Below are 16,107 nucleotides of genomic sequence, written 5' to 3'. Positions count from 1 at the left end.
AGATTTGATATGCATAGTTCCGGCATCCCATTAACGCTCTTCATCTTTTCAGTAAAATGGAGTAAACGAAAGAGAATGTAGTTAGTTAATTATCTCTTTTAATTCCAAAAATTAGAGATATATTCTTCTTGTATAGCGGCTGCCCGGCGGGATATGTTAAAGTGAGATTAATTGTGCCGGATTCCGGACATGCGAAGAAAGAGGGTTGGCGACAGGATGAAAAAAACGGGAACGAAAGCGGTATGTCTGCTGCTGTCAGGAGCAATCGGAATCGGCGGATTCGGTCTATTCCCGGAAGCGCAAGCTGATGCCTCCGCGGCAAAAAATGTTACTCAGGCTTCTGTCGCTGCGGCCTCCGTCAAGACGGTACCACAGATTATCAAGCAGGTTTCTCCTTCGGTCGTAGGCATTATCGGCGAAGTATCGCTTGAGGATATGGAAGATTGGGACAGTGAGGGCGGAAGCGGCGAAGAAGGATATAATCTGACGCACGGATCGGGTGTCATCATTCGCTCAAACGGCTGGATTGTGACGAACGCACACGTGGTGGACGGCATGCAAAATATCCAAGTTGTCACTTCCGAGGGAAAGTCGTATAAAGTCCGTGAGGTCTACAGCGATCCGCTGAGCGATGTCGCTCTGATTCGGATTAATGTAACAGGCCTTAAGGCAGCCCAATTCGTTTCTTCCGATAAAACGGCGCTTGTCGGCGAGCAGGTTATCGCGATCGGCACGCCGGTGTCCCTGTCGCTGCGCAACTCGGCTACGGTAGGCATCATCAGCGGTCTTAACCGGGCCACCGATGCGCGCTACCGATTAATTCAGACGGATGCTTCGATCAATCCCGGCAACAGCGGTGGACCTCTTGTTAATATGCGCGGTGAGATTCTGGGGATCAATTCGATGAAATATGCGGCTGTCGATATCGATAATACCGGATTTACGATTCCGGCAGGAACAGTTCAGTATATCGTTGACCAGCTGTTCGACCAGGGTGAAGTGATACGTGCAGGACTTGGCCTTGAACTGGAAGAAAGCTTTTCGGCGACGGTGGGTCTTCCTTCCGACGATCCGTTGACCGTGATGGAAGTTCTGTCGGATCGGGCCCGCAAAGCCGGAGTCAAAGAAGGAGACGTCCTGTACAGTGTAGCCGGACACCGAATTACCGCATTGGTCGATCTGAACGAGCTGATGAAGGCGTATAGACCCGGTCAAGCGGTGCGTGTGCTGATGCAGTCCGGCGGAGATATCGTAGAACGCCGAATCGTGCTGACCAGCGAGTGAGACTTGAACATGGAATGGAATTAAGCAACCAGAGGGCAGGACGAAAGAGGAGGAAGACGATTGAGATTGGCTAAAAAGAGCATGGCGCTGCTGTTCGTTCTGCTGCTGACAATTGGGATGGCAGTACCTGCATCGGCTGCGGAAAAGACGACATTAACGCTGCAGATGAAAGTGGGAAGCTCCTCTGCGCTCGTAAACGGCGAGAAACAGGTTATCGAGAAGCCATACGTGCAGGCTGGGATGACGATGGTGCCGCTTGGCGTATTCCAGAGGGCGTTCGGTACAGTAAGCCGTCTGGAAGGGGAGAATACGGTCAAGCTGACGTACGGCTCTCGTACCGTAACCTTTGCAATTGGCAGCAAGACTGCTTGGGTCAACGGCAAAAAGAGGACGTTGACTGCGGCTCCGGTTATGAGAAACGGAATATTGATGGTACCGATGCGGCCAATTACGGATATGTTGGGTGCAAGAGTAACCAATTCCTCCGGTAAGATTGTGATAACGCTGAAGTCGGACAAAGGCATCCCGGGACAGGAGTCCGATACGGACAAAGATAAAGTCGCCCCGCGGATCGGCAGCAGCTATGCAAACTGGTCGATCGATTATCCGGCCGGATCTCTGGCGCAGCTAGGCAACAACGAATTCTCGGCAATCATCGGCGATCTGGAAGGCAGTTATATGCTTCAGATTCATGTCTGGGAAGAAGGAATCGATGTTCCGGTATCGGACATGCTGGAGCAGCTTGAACGGGAAGCGGCCGATTCGGGAGAGGCGGTCCTTGATGAACAGACGTTTCCCGAAGCGGATATCCCCTACGTAAGAATCATTACGCGGGACGCCGAAGGGGTTCTCTGGGAAGCTCGGCGTTATTACGTGGAAGGCCGAGTCTATTCCATCTATCTGGGCGATTCGCTTGCCGAAGATTATCGGGACTTCGAGGGACGGGCAGCACTGCTGGACTCGTTCCGCCCCGTCTTTGCCACTCCGGGCATAAAGACAGAAGACCTATCTAGCGTACGGAACGGCTATACGGATGCTGCGGCACCTGATTACGGTGTACAAATGAAAGTTCCGGCAGAATGGACGCCGACAGGAGATGGGCAGCTGGCCTATCAAGGCGAAGACGGTTCGTTCCTGTCTCTGTATGTGACTTCCGCAGCTGCGGGAGAAAAGCTGTCTGACTGGCACGATCTGCTTCAGAAGCGGGTCAGCGAATTTTTCCTGCCGGAATATGCGGAGGGAATTGTCGGCGAGCCGCTTCAAGCAGCCGGGCAAGACGCACAGATCGAGAAGCTTACGTACGATCTGGGCGGAGGCAAGCATCATCGCAGCTGGCTCGTGATTGAACAGAAGGGTTACTTCTATATCTTGGATTACTCGGCACCCGAGGGTGCTTACAGCGAACGTACATTCAAGCGGATTGTCGACTCGCTGGAGATCGACTTTGACGTAGTCCCTACTTCTTTTGGCAAGCTGCCGCAGGTTTCATACTTGAAAGACAAGCTGCTCAATGCAACACAGAGCACGTCGTACTTCCGTCTCAGCATCCCGGCTTACTGGACGACACAAGCTTTCGGAAGCATGCAGCTTGATATGCAGTATGCGTTTCCGGGAGGTTGGTTCCGAATCGCCGGTGTTGATGCCGGGCTGGAAGCAGCCGGCGCTCAAGCAGTGCGCAGATACGATGAGATGAAGCTGGACGATCCTACTCTCACTTACGAAGCGCCCGAGCGCGTAACGTTCGGAGGAGCACCGGCTATCCGGATTGCTTATACGGGAACGGACGACAGCCCTTATCGGGCAGAAGACATTTATGTACGTTACAAAAACCTGACTTATTGGATTCACTACCGCATCGACCAGGGAGCTGCGACAGTGGAGCAGCTGGACGGAATCGAGCGTGCGCTTCAATCGTTTCGATTTGTGAAATAGCTTGTTCTTAAATAACTGGCTGTAAATAAGCTTCTATAAAAAAGTTCTGTAAATAACTCACAATGAGCTTTCGATGAGTCTTGTTGTGTGGCGGCCCATCTTCGAAAAGATCGCTTCGCTGCCGGCCTTATCGCTATCAGTCGTCTCGTTGTCAATCGTCTTGCTCACCATTTATCGTCTTCGGAAAGATCGCTTTACTGCTGACCTTTTCGCTGCCAATTGTCTAACTCCTTATCATCTTCAACCGGCCCGGATTTTTCCGCGGCCGGTTTTTGGCATTGATCTTGTTTTGGATAGAAGTCTTGTTTGGAATAGGAACCTTTAAAATTTTAAAAAAGCGTTAAATGCTTGTAGGCATGAAGGTTACAGTCTGTTAAAATAAACAAGATAAATGTCGTGATACAGCTGTTGTGAGATCAATCCTTCCCGCGGGGTTCGGCCCGGCGGGATTTTTGTCGGATATGCAAGATACAACATGTACGCAAACTTGTCGATGAACGCAATGTTTGCGGTTATAGTTATGGAAATTATACAGCAGCCGCTTTATGGCCCGTAGAAGCATGATAATGGGGGAGCGGCGATGCGGAGGGATATTATTTTTATGAGCGTTAACGGAATTACAAGACGGGACGTCGAACTGCTGGCACCGGCCGGCGATTGGGACTGCATGCGGGCTGCCGTAGCAAACGGTGCGGACGCGGTCTTCTTCGGTGTAGAAAAGTTCAATGCACGCGCAAGAGCCAACAATTTTCGGATGGACGAACTGCCGGAAATCATGGGCTTTCTTCATAGCTATGGGGTAAAAGGCTTTCTGACTTTCAACATTCTCGTATTTGAAAATGAGCTGGAAGATGCCCGGAATCTGATTGATGCCTGCGTAACAGCAGGAGTTGACGCGGTGATCGTGCAGGATCTGGGTCTAGTTAAGATGATCCGTGAGATCTCGCCGGACTTCCCGATCCACGGATCGACGCAGATGACGATCACATCGCCGGAAGCGGTGGAGTTCACAAAGCCTTTCAACATGGAACGAGTCGTACTGGGTCGTGAAAACAACCTGAAGCAGATCCAGAAAATCGGCGATCAAGCCAAGCTGCCGATGGAAGTCTTCGTGCACGGTGCGCTGTGCGTATCGTATTCCGGCCAATGTCTGACGTCGGAAATGTGGGGCGGACGTTCCGCCAACCGCGGCGAATGTGCTCAAGCCTGCCGCCTGCCATATGATCTGATGGTTGACGGTGAGCACAAGCCGATGGGTGATATCGCCTACCTGCTGTCGCCGAAAGACCTGGCTGCAATCGACATTATGCCGGAGCTGATTGAAGCCGGCGTGACATCGTTCAAGATTGAAGGCCGTTTGAAAACGCCGGAATACGTAGCCAACGTTGTCAGCAAGTATAATGCGGCGATCAACCGCTATTTCGACGGCGACGATGCCAAGCCTTCGGAAGAAGAAGTACGCGAGCTGCAGCAGAGCTTTTCCCGCGGCTTGACGCACGGCTTCCTGGACGGCACAAACAACAAGCAGCTCGTAGAAGGCACATTCCCGAAAAGCCGCGGCGTATACCTGGGCCGTGTCGAGCAGATTCTGCGCGACGGTGTAGTCTGCCGGATCGAAGCACCGCTGAAGCGCGGCGACGGTATCGTATTTGACGCCGGAGATCCGACGAAGAAGGAAGAAGGCGGACGCGTATACGATGTACGCCGCAAAGGCGTAAAGCTCGAAGGCGAAGCCGATCAGGGCTGGGTCATCGACATCGTGCCGGGACGCAATGACGTTGATCTGCGCCGTCTGCACGTAGGCGATCGTATCTGGAAAACGAACGACCCGGCGCTGGACAAGAGACTGCGCCAGACGTACGAAACGGACAAGCCGTACCGCGTATTCCCACTGGGAGTTAAAGTGCTAGGCAATCCCGGCCAGCCGCTGGTGACAATCTGGACGGACATGGATAAGGGCACGACCGTACGTGTCGAGTCGGAAATGGAGCTGGAAGTTGCCAAGAAACGTCCGCTCGGTTACGAGATTCTGGAAGAGCAGTTCGGCCGCCTCGGCGGTACGGTTTACCAGCTTGAAGAGCTGGACGTCCAGCTGCACGGGGATGTTATCGTTCCGATGCGCGAGCTGAACGCGATGCGCCGCCGCGCGGTTGAAGAACTGGCCGGCGAGCGTCCGAAGCCGCCGGTGTATGTACACCGCGATATCGCTGTATATGGCGATTCCAAGCAGCCTGCGCAGCCGGTCGAGCGCTCGGAAGCGCGCATCACAGCGCTGTGCCGGAGCCTGCCGCAGGTTGAAGCGGCACTGGAAGCCGGCATCGACATGATCTACGCCGACTTCGAATTCATCAAGCAGTTCCCGGCGGCTGTTGCAGCCGTACGGGCTGCCGGCAAGATGATCGCGCTGGCAACGCCGCGTATCCACATGCCGGGCGAGAACGGCTACCACGCGAATATTCTTCGCCTGGAGCCGGATGCGGTGCTCGTCCGTAATACAGGAGCGCTGTATTACTACCTGCGCCACCGGATGGAGAATCCGGACAAGAAGCATCCGGAACTGATTGGCGACTTCTCGCTCAACGTGGCGAACCACAAAGCCGTCGATCTGTTCCTCGAAGCTGGTCTTGACCGCGTGACGCCGTCGTACGACTTGAACATCCAGCAGATGGTCGATCTGCTGGGCCGTTCGCAGACAGACAAGATGGAGATCGTTATCCATCAGCATCTGCCGATGTTCCATACGGAGCACTGCGTATACTGCACGTTCATGAGCGAAGGCACCGACTTCACGAACTGCGGACGTCCGTGCGAAGAACAGCGCGCATCGCTGCGCGACCGGATCGGCATGTCCCACCCGGTTCGCGTCGACGAAGGCTGCCGCAACACGGTCTACAACGCGATCGAGCAGTCCGGTGCGGAATATCTGAATGAGTTCTTGGACGCCGGTGTGCCGAGCTACCGCATCGAGTTCCTGGAAGAAACGCCGGAACAGGTGCATGAAGTACTCGACCTGTATACCCGCGCCCTGAACGGCCAGATCAGCGGTTCCGAAGTATGGCGCAAGCTGAAAGCGACAAATCAGCTGGGCGTAACGAGAGGGCAGTTGGTGAAGTAAGATTGTATTCGTTCCGAGGAAGTCTCTAGATAAAGGGACTTCTTCATTTCGGAGCACCGTGTGGAGTAGAAGACACGTTATAGAACTTAAAAAAGACGATTCGCATGTAAAATGCGAATCGTCTTTTTGTGTTGAAGGACAGGAAGAAAGAAATCGAACAAAGACCAGCACTTGAACAGAAATTAGAACTCAATTGCAGACAAGCTCTCGATTTGCTCTTTAGCTGATGGATCAGCTTTGATCAGTTTGTCATAGACTTCCTGATCTTCTTGTCCGGTCTTGGTAAGGGCAATCAAATACCAGCGTGCCGTTTCCAGGTTTTCCGGATTACTGTAATCATCGGTCAGCAGACCTTTGAGTACGGATGCGGCTTCTTCCGGCTGACCGGCAAAATACTTCGCTTTACCGGCGCTCAGCGCGGTCTGAGGAGTGATGCTGAATTCGCGCCCCTGCAGCTGGCCTTCCGGCAGTGTCTTCAAATGCTCTACACCGGCGACCATTTTGTCGTATGCGTCCGAGCCATGCTGCGCATACATCTTCTGCGACTCAAAGTCTCCTTGTCCGAACGCCTGATAACCCAGATTGGCTGCCTGCATAATGACCTGGTTATACCAATTCATGTCCCAAGTAAATTTGTCCAGATTGTTGGCATACTGCATGAAGCTGCTCTGCTGATCATTTTTCATCATGTAGACAGAAGCCAGCTGAGCAATAAGTTCTTTACTGTGCGATTCTTTTTTCAGCACATCGGTAAGCCGCGATTCCGCCTCGTTCAAATAACGTACATCCTGGGTACTGTTGTACACGCCCTGGAGGAGAGCTGCCAGCTGAGAGACCGTAGCCGGATAAGTCGGACGGATATCCAGAGCACGGTCCAGAGGCTCACGCACTTCTTCGTAATTAATCTGTTCCGCTCCTTGGAGCAGCTGGGAAGCTTCCTGGCTGGCCTTGATGGAAGCGAGGTAGCGTCCTGCTGTAATCACCAAAACAATTGCAATTACAGCAGCTGCAGCCGTGTAAATCGCCGGGTAACCCGTTCCGCTGCCTTCTGCATTCGAAGTCTTGGTCCCCTCGGCAGCCTTTTTACCGAACAAAGGCTTCGCTCCGATTGCAGCGGCCATACCGCCCAAGGCGAAGAAGACGAGAATGCTGATGTACACGTAGCTCATATTGAAGTCGAGCAGACTGTGCATCAGAATCGAGAATGCAATCAGGAAATAGAAGAAGTGAGCATGTTTTTTCTCTTCATCTTCAATTCGGTAGTAGCTGCGAATGTACTGATAGAACACGTAGATCAGGAAAGACAGCAGAATCAATAAACCTACAATGCCGGTCTCATCCAAGTACTGCAAGAAATAATTGTGTGTCTGGTTGCTGATATACGGGTTGTTCTGGTACTTCTCATAAAGAACTGCCCAAGCGCCGCCACCGCCGCCCAGTACAGGGTAATCCGCGACCATCTTCATAGCATCTTTGTAGAAAGTAATCCGTTCAAGTACACTATGCTGCTGGAAGTTGATATTCTCAACGCGAGTACGCATATTTTCTGGCAGTGTATTGCGCAAGCCTGTTCCTACAATCAGGAAACCCAATACAGCGACGGCGAGAACGCCTCCCAGTGGGAGCCAGAGACTCGCCATGCGGCGGGAAGACCATCTCTTGAACTTGCGTTCAAAGAGCGGCTGCAGGAATTTTCCGACCAGCCAGATGAGAGCCGCGTTAACCGCAGAAGCTCCAATCAGCAGGGCCCAACCTTTAAGAGCATCCGCTCCGTTATACACTTGGTTAAGACTGAGACCCAATTGAGTAATCGGATCGAGCACAATCAGCGAAATAATGACCGACAGCATCAGGTTGATAATCCATACAAGCTGCTGCGCCGGCTTCAGGAACAGCAGCAGGATGATAAATACAACCGGCAGCATAATCAGACCGCCGCGCGACAGGGTCAGAGCAATCGACAGAATGATCGGTACGAGCATAAAGCCGTGAATCAGTGTGTCATACCATTTACGCGAGCGGACTGCCGTAAACAGAACTGCGAACAGCATAGCCATCAGGAAGGCTGCATAGGTATTCGCATATTGGAACACTGAGGCCAGCCGCAGGCCGTTGGAGTCGGTCATCACGGCATCCGTGTAGACACCGTTGCTTACAATACGAGTAAACCAGCCGACAAGGCTGCCTGCGAACAGGCGCTGCCCGAACCAGTTGATAAATCCGTAGATCACGACGATGTAAGTTGTCCAGAGCAGAGCGGCACGCATGACCCGATTAGCTGCATGATGCTGGAGCAGGAATACGCCGATCGAGAAAAATGCAGCATTGGCACACATAATTAAAATCATGTCCATTGCCATATAATGCGAAACTGCCGAGAACAACGAGAGTATATACGTAAGAGGGAGCAGCCATACCCATACCGCCGTAATCTCTCTGCGGTCCGTAATGCGCATATGCTTCACAAATGCCGCGACGCACAGCAGCAGCAGCGCCGCCGACCAGATCACAGCCCAGTAGATCGGCCTTTCGAATTCAAGCTGCTGTCCGTTAAACAATCCCTGCTGGAAAGGCGCCCAGATTAAGAATATAATGAGGGCTGATACAAGAGTCCAGATTAGAGCAGAACCTCTATTCATTTGTTCAATGGATATTCGTTCCTTTTTACTCGACTCGTCATACAGTTTACCGTATACTTGGTTGGTCAAGGTCTTGGCTCCTTTGCTTGAATGTACTAGGGTATTTTAGCATATAAACAAATGTATCACTATTTTCATTTAATAAAGAAGTAGATTCAAACGGCAATAGAAAATATACAAAAAAGGATATGGATATGTTGTCTAAGAAAGTGAAATATCTAACTGCAGTTACGTTGTTGATTCTTTTAAGTATAGTTTGTTTTATGTTTTATTTTAAATTGCATCCAGGAGAGAACACGCTGAAAATCCAATTAAAAACTGATCAAGCTTTAGATGCAAAGATATATTATAAATATGAAAATGATGAAGTTTACATAGAAGAAAATTCGGATATGAAGCATATTCCTGCCGACGAAGAATTCCATGATCTAGCTTTTTTACTACCCGAAAAAATAGAAAGCTTTAGGTTGGATTTAGGAGAAGAAGCTGCTGCAGTACTAATTAGCAATATCGAATTACAAAAAGGGAAATATAAACAAGATATTTCTTCTGAAATTTTATCTAAGCAAACAAAAAGAAATGATATAGCAAATGTTCAGCAGCAAGCGGATCAACTTGTGATTAAAGTAAATAAAGGGGATCCTTTTTTTGATGTCAATCTTACCTATGGCCCGGCGTCCTCTTTTTTTAAAAGTAATCCTAGTTATTATATGAACGTTACAATTTGGTCTTTAGCTGCTACCTTCTATTGGCTAGTCATTGGCTTCATAGTTGGCAAACTTCATCTCTCTTATTTGAAAAAATTTTTCAAAGATGTGATTTCTTCACGGCATGTCCTCTTTAGGCTTGCCAAGAATGATTTGAAATCCAGATTTTCCGGGTCTAATTTTGGGCTTTTTTGGGTACTTATTTCTCCGCTGCTGACTATCTTAGTTTATTGGTTTGTATTTCAAATTGGTTTCAGAAATTCTGCTGTTCAAGATGTCCCGTTTATTATTTGGTTTATACCCGGGATTATCCCGTGGTTCTTCTTTTCAGATTCCTTAAACATTGTAACAAATACATTTACAGAATATAGTTATCTTGTTAAAAAAGTAGTTTTTAAAATCGAAATGCTCCCTTTGATTAAATTGGCTTCTGTGTCTTTCATAAATATGTTCTTTGTGTTAATTTATCTAATTTTTTATTTCTCTTACGGAAACCAATTTTCTTGGATTAATTTCCAGGCATTATATTACCTATTTGCTCTTCATTGCATGCTGTTTGGTTTGACCCTTTTAACTTCTACAATTATGGTTTTTTTCAAAGATTTAGGTCAAATACTAGCGATCGTACTTCAATTCGGATTTTGGTTGACTCCAATCGTATGGGACACCAGTAATGCACCGGGTTTTATAGGGAGATTTTTCGCTCTCAATCCTTTAGTGTACATTATTGAGGGCTTCCGCGATTCCTTTTTATATAATCACTGGTTTTTCGAAAAACCAGTCTTAACGCTTTATTTCTGGGCACTTACATTATTTATAATTTTGCTCGGTTTGCTTGTTAATAAAAAACTCAAACCTCATTTTTCAGATGTTTTATAGGAGGACGCAAGATGACTGTTATTTCAATTCAAAATGTTGAGAAAGTCTATAAGCTTTATAATAAGCCAGTAGATCGATTGAAAGAAACTTTTCATGTTGCGAGAAGAAGCTATCATACCGATCACTTTGCTCTCAAAGGTGTTTCTTTCAATGTCGAAAAAGGAGAAACCCTTGGATTAATAGGGAAAAATGGTTCTGGCAAGTCGACACTTCTTAAGATCATTACTGGCGTATTAACTCCTACTACAGGGACAGTGAATACTACAGGACGAATCGCTGCTTTATTGGAATTAGGAGCAGGCTTTAATCCGGAGTATACAGGGATGGAAAACATTTATCTTAATGGTACAATGATGGGCTATTCTCGTGAAGAAATGGAAGTGAAAGTACCTGCTATTATAGAATTTGCAGACATTGGTCAGTTTATTAACCAACCAGTTAAGACCTACAGCAGCGGTATGTTTGCTCGCCTGGCTTTTTCGGTAGCTATCAATGTAGATCCGGATATTCTCATAGTAGATGAAGCACTGTCGGTCGGAGATATTTTTTTTCAAAGTAAATGTTATCGAAAGTTCGAGGAGTTTGCCGAGAAAGGAAAAACCATTCTTTTTGTCAGCCATGACATGGGAAGCATCATCAAATATTGTGATCGTTCCATTGTGCTAAACGAAGGAGCTTTGATTGCGGAAGGTCCTTCCAGAGATATGGTGGATCTTTACAAGAAGATTGTAAGTAATAATTTTTCAGCTAATGAGGATGAGTCAGTTACGATAGATAAATCGAATCCAGATTCTTTTTGGAAAGAAAAATTGAGCAATCAAAATCTTAAATATTTAGAATATGGCAATCAAAAAGCCGGAATTATCGACTATGCATTGTTTAATGACAAAGGAGAAATCACAAGTACTGTTGTTAGAAACGAAACTTTTAGCTTGAAAATAAAAGTTGAGTTTTATGAGAAAATAAACGATCCCATTTTTGCATATACGATAAAAGATGCTAAAGGTAACGACATTACTGGAACAAATACCATGTTTGAAAATGTGGGAACCGGTATAGCAGAACAAGGTTCTATTTATGAAATTTCATTTGACCAAGCGCTTCCTCTCCATAACGGCGAATATTTAATTTCACTAGGCTGTACCGGATACGAAGATGGAGAGTTTCAAGTTTATCATAGGCTATACGATTTACTGATTTTAAATATTATTTCCGATAGAGCAACAGTGGGCTTTTTTGATGCGGAGTCTAAGATTAGCATTAAGAGAAATTAATTTTCATTTCAAAGTATCAAAAAGGAGCTGCAAAACTTGAAAATCGGAAACGTCGAATTGAATTTGGATTACTATAAAGGAAAAGATGAATATAGTGACGGAGAGATCGAAGACGAGATTCTAAATTATGTTGAGAGCGATGCAGATTTGCTCGATATAATTAGAAAAGATAATCGCTGGCCGATTCTTTACCATCTTTCTCCAATCAGAAGGAACTTGCTTGAGTGGATCGATTTTGATGGGAATGAAATCGGATTAGAAGTTGGAGCTGGCTGTGGCGCGTTAACAGGATTGCTTTGCGAGCATTCCTTAAGAGTTGATGCCATAGAACTTTCTTATAAAAGAGCAAGTATTCTAGCCAATCGCAATAAAGATAAGAAGAACTTGAAAGTCATGGTAGGCAACTTTAATGATTTCCCTCTAGAAGAAGAAACATATGATTATATAACGTTGATAGGAGTCTTAGAATACGCTGCTCATTATACGGCGACTGCAAATCCTTTCCATGACTTTTTACAAAACTTGTATGGCAAGTTGAAAAAGAACGGCCGTTTAATCATTGCAATCGAAAATAAATTCGGATTAAAGTATTGGGCGGGAGCAAGAGAAGATCATACTGGAGAGTTTTTTGAAGGGTTGGAAAACTATAAACCAGGTGCAAAGGCTAAGACATTCTCGAAAAAAGAACTAAGTCAATTGGTAGAGGGCTGCGGGTTTGAAAATTATGATTTTTATTATCCTTATCCTGACTACAAAATGCCGAAACAAATCTTTTCTGATGCCTGTCTCCCAGGAATAGGGTCCGGAACTAGAACGCCAAATTATGATATGGATAAAATTAATGTCTTTAATGAGACAAAAGTGCTTAATAATATTATTGAAAACGACATGTTCCCATTCTTTTCGAATTCATTTTTGGTGATTTGTCAGAAAGGGGCAGATCCAAAATGAAAAAAATTACGTACTCGAAATTCAATCGTGAACGTCTTCCTGCCTTCCAGCTGGGCACCATTCATTTCATAGAAGACGAAGTGAAAAAGGTCGAAAAAAGACCTCTAACCCAAGAAGCGGAAATGCATATCGATACTATGCTTCAAAATACAACGTTATTAAATGAAATTCATAGTAATGTGAATGTTTTGGTTGGTGAAAAAAAGAACCGGAGCTTGGTTTACCCATATATCGAAGGCATAAGTTGGGACAAGCATCTTTTTGAACAGTTTAAAGCCGGCAACTTAGATGGATTTCATCAAACGATCAAAGAATATTGGAACATGCTTCTTGGGCTGCAAACGGGAGAAGAAACCACATTCTCAGCTGATGAAAAATTTCAGAAAGTGTTTGGGAAGAAGTTGGAGATGGGGTTTGAAAGATGCCTTCAACCTGCCAATATAGATTTGATTTTCGAAAATATCATTATTGATGAATCAGGAACTAAAAACATTATTGATTGTGAATGGGTATTTGATTTTAAAATTCCTATCAAGTTCATCTTTTTTAGAGGCGTATATTCTTTTTGGATTAAGTATCAAGCAGATCTTGATTCTAAAGTTTCGTTGAAAGAGCTGTTAGCCCCGTACGAGATTACAGAAGCAAATCTTGTGGACTTTCTTGAAATGGAAGAGAAGTATTTTCAAAACTATGTCAATGGGAAAGACTACCTTGTAGGATTCCATGGAAACTATATGAAACCAAGTTATCCAGTGAATCATCTCTACCAAACAGCCATGGGTCAGATGTTCAACGTAAAACTCTTTTATGAAAATAATGGACAGTATGATGAAGACCATTGTATGGTATGGACTGGAATAGCGTCAGGCCAAGTACAAACCTATTCATTTCAAGTGAGCAAAGAAATGCTTTTTTCAGAAATGCCTTTAAGATTGGATCCTTTTGATAGATCAGGTTTTGCGAAAATAAAGTCTCTTAAAATTTACAACTCATGTAATGAGGACCGAAAACTCTTTTTTAAAGAATCCTCTTTTCACAATTTATTCAATTATAATGAACAAGTGAATATTGTACAGAACAATCAAGAAATATTCCTTTTTTCAATTGAGGAAGACCCTCAATTATTTTTAAAGCCTTTGCATTCTTTAGTCAATTCACTAGATTCTACTTTTTTTATTGAGATTGAAATGCAAGTTGAACTTGTAAGCAGTAAGTTTATAGAGGACCTGTGTGTTATGTACAGTGACAAGATAGAAAAAGTAGAACAACAAATGAGAAGTGCTACAAGTGAAGCGGAAGAAAAAGTTAAGAAGTTAATTGCACTAGACAAAAAGTTGAAAGAAAAAACGAATAAGATAGAGGAGAAGGAGAAAGATCTAAAAGAAAAACAGAAAGAAGTTGAACAACTTACAGCTGTTTTAAACACAAGTCGCGCTACCCTTAATCAAGTTTTAAACTCTAAGTCATGGAAATTTACCGAGCCTTTACGAAAATTAATGTCTGTTTTTTCTAAAAGAAAGATGTGAGGTGTAGTTCTTGATTGATATTGATGTAATCTTAGTAACTTATAATTCAGAGCAGTGGATACCTGGATGCTTGTCCAGTTTGGAAAAAATAAATTATCCTAAAGATCGAGTGACTCTTACCTTTGTTGATAATAATTCAACTGACAAGACTCGTGAACTCCTCAAAAGCTTCCAAAGTAACAGCTTATTTAAATCTTTCAACACTTTTTTCATGGATAAAAATCTGGGTTTTGGAAAAGCTAATAATTATGGAGTGCAGAAAACAGAACAGGAATATGTTTACTTTTTAAATGTAGATACAGAAGTAGATGAAGACTGTTTTTTATTTTTGTCTAAAGCAGTCGAAAGTGCTCCTAGTGAAGTGGCTCTTTGGGAGAGTCGACAGTTTCCTTATGAGCATCCTAAGGTTTATAATCCTGTGACTCTAGAAACAAGCTGGTCTAGCGGGGCATGTATGTTAGTCGAGCGTGAGCGTTTTATTGAAGTTGGAATGTTTGACGAAAAAATATTTATGTACGGTGAAGACGTAGATCTTAGTTGGAGACTACGTGCTCACGGATATAAATTACAATATACTCCAAAAAGTGTAGTCACTCATTATACTTACATGAGTGCCAATGAAGTGAAGCCTAACCAGTTTTATAATAGTACCTATATGAATTTAATGCTTCGATACAAGTTTGGAACATGGAAAGATATTTTCAAGGGTTACGCTATGTATAACGGTCTTTTTTTTGTAAATGGTCCATCGACCGGACACAAGAAGATTATCTTCAAAAAAATAATAGCAAGCTTTTTTGATGGAGGAAAGTATCGCCGTTGGTATTTGAGAAACAAGAATAAGTCATTTAAAGCAGATTTCAAACTCTGGGATTATGAAATTATTCGCGATGGTGCTTTTTACGTTAATCAGTTTCCTGCAGCTCAGCCTCTAGTATCTATATTGATTCGAACTTGTGGAAGACCTGATGTTCTTCGGGAAGCTCTTATCAGCGTCAGGAATCAAACTTACAAAAACATTGAAGTTGTTATAGTAGAGGATGGACCAGATGTTTCGAGGTCAATGATTGAATCTGAGTTCGCAGATCTCAATTATGTTTATCAGGCTACTAATCAAAATGTAGGTAGATGTATTGTTGGAAATATTGCTTTAGAAACTGCAACAGGAGCTTATTTTAATTTTCTTGATGATGACGATCTTTTGTATTCTGATCATGTTGAAGTTTTAGTGCATCAATTATTGACTCATCCTGATCACCAGGCAGCTTACTCTATTAGTTTTGAAGTTCCAACTGAAGTACTATCAAGAGAGCCGTATATATATAAAGAACTTTTCCATAATGTTCAACACAAACAGCCATTTAATCGTTTAGTTTTAATGCATCATAACTACTTTCCTATTCAAACAGTAATGTTTGAAAGAGGAATCTTTGAAGAATTGGGAGGGATTGATCCTTCTTTAGAAGTGCTAGAAGACTGGGATTTGTGGTTGCGTTATGCATTAAAGTATAAATTTAAATATGTAGAAAAATTAACATCGCTTTATCGTATCCCTGCACATCCTGTACATCATGGAAGTCGCCAGGAGTTGTTTGATCATTATTTAGAAATTGTTAGAGCCAAGCATATGAACAAAAAGTTGGAAATTAGTATAGCGGATATCTTCAAAGATGCAGAATACTTGATGAATAAACCTCCAACAATTATCTATCAGTTCAAAAAAATGGGAGGACGCTTATTCATCCATAAACTTAAAAATAAAATATTTTATATTGCTAAAAAAGTTTTGCGTTAAGCATG

General features: G+C 44.6%; 9 protein-coding genes. 8 read left to right on the top strand and 1 reads right to left on the bottom strand.

Annotated features, from left to right (window positions below; translation table 11 throughout):
- The first annotated feature begins 216 nt into the window (after positions 1-216).
- The 3 genes from F456_RS0114270 (at position 217) to F456_RS0114255 (ending at position 6,331) form a co-directional block, all read left to right on the top strand.
- Complete coding sequence (locus tag F456_RS0114270; protein ID WP_018977726.1) at positions 217-1,284, top strand: S1C family serine protease; 1,068 nt, start codon at positions 217-219, stop codon at positions 1,282-1,284.
- Between the two features lie 60 nt (positions 1,285-1,344).
- Positions 1,345-3,216 carry a copper amine oxidase N-terminal domain-containing protein gene (locus tag F456_RS22630; protein WP_157060099.1) on the top strand — a complete coding sequence of 624 codons (1,872 nt, stop codon included), beginning with the start codon at positions 1,345-1,347 and terminating at the stop codon, positions 3,214-3,216.
- A gap of 601 nt (positions 3,217-3,817) precedes the next feature.
- The gene (locus F456_RS0114255; RefSeq protein ID WP_018977723.1) at positions 3,818-6,331 is read left to right on the top strand and encodes a U32 family peptidase; all 2,514 of its coding nucleotides are present in this window, start codon (positions 3,818-3,820) and stop codon (positions 6,329-6,331) included.
- 182 nt (positions 6,332-6,513) lie between these two features.
- On the opposite strand, the gene F456_RS0114250 is transcribed toward F456_RS0114255, so the two are convergent.
- Positions 6,514-9,039, bottom strand: a complete 2,526-nt coding sequence (locus tag F456_RS0114250) for an O-antigen ligase family protein (protein WP_018977722.1) — start codon at positions 9,037-9,039, stop codon at positions 6,514-6,516.
- 128 nt (positions 9,040-9,167) lie between these two features.
- On the opposite strand from F456_RS0114250, the gene F456_RS24845 reads away from it, so the two are divergent.
- Genes F456_RS24845 through F456_RS23680 form a run of 5 tightly spaced genes read left to right on the top strand, consistent with a single transcriptional unit; the run spans position 9,168 to position 16,102 of the window.
- Positions 9,168-10,556: an ABC transporter permease gene (locus F456_RS24845; RefSeq protein WP_229675605.1), complete on the top strand. Its 1,389-nt coding sequence runs from the start codon at positions 9,168-9,170 to the stop codon at positions 10,554-10,556.
- A gap of 11 nt (positions 10,557-10,567) precedes the next feature.
- Positions 10,568-11,830, top strand: coding sequence for an ABC transporter ATP-binding protein (locus tag F456_RS0114240; RefSeq protein ID WP_018977720.1), 1,263 nt, complete (start codon positions 10,568-10,570; stop codon positions 11,828-11,830).
- A 36-nt stretch (positions 11,831-11,866) separates the two neighbouring features.
- A complete protein-coding gene (locus F456_RS0114235) occupies positions 11,867-12,781 on the top strand; it encodes a class I SAM-dependent methyltransferase (protein WP_018977719.1) in 915 nt (304 codons plus the stop codon).
- Positions 12,778-14,307, top strand: coding sequence for a hypothetical protein (locus F456_RS0114230; RefSeq protein WP_018977718.1), 1,530 nt, complete (start codon positions 12,778-12,780; stop codon positions 14,305-14,307). The genes F456_RS0114235 and F456_RS0114230 overlap by 4 nt, the downstream gene beginning before the upstream one ends.
- A gap of 10 nt (positions 14,308-14,317) precedes the next feature.
- On the top strand, positions 14,318-16,102 hold the full coding sequence (locus F456_RS23680; protein WP_018977717.1) for a glycosyltransferase family 2 protein: 1,785 nt from the start codon (positions 14,318-14,320) through the stop codon (positions 16,100-16,102).
- The last annotated feature ends 5 nt before the right edge of the window (positions 16,103-16,107 follow it).

It is taken from the genome of Saccharibacillus kuerlensis DSM 22868, assembly GCF_000378145.1.
GTDB classification, from domain to species: domain Bacteria; phylum Bacillota; class Bacilli; order Paenibacillales; family Paenibacillaceae; genus Saccharibacillus; species Saccharibacillus kuerlensis.
The sequence above is the reverse complement of the archived record's forward strand: the minus strand, read 5'-3'. Positions and strand labels throughout refer to the sequence as shown.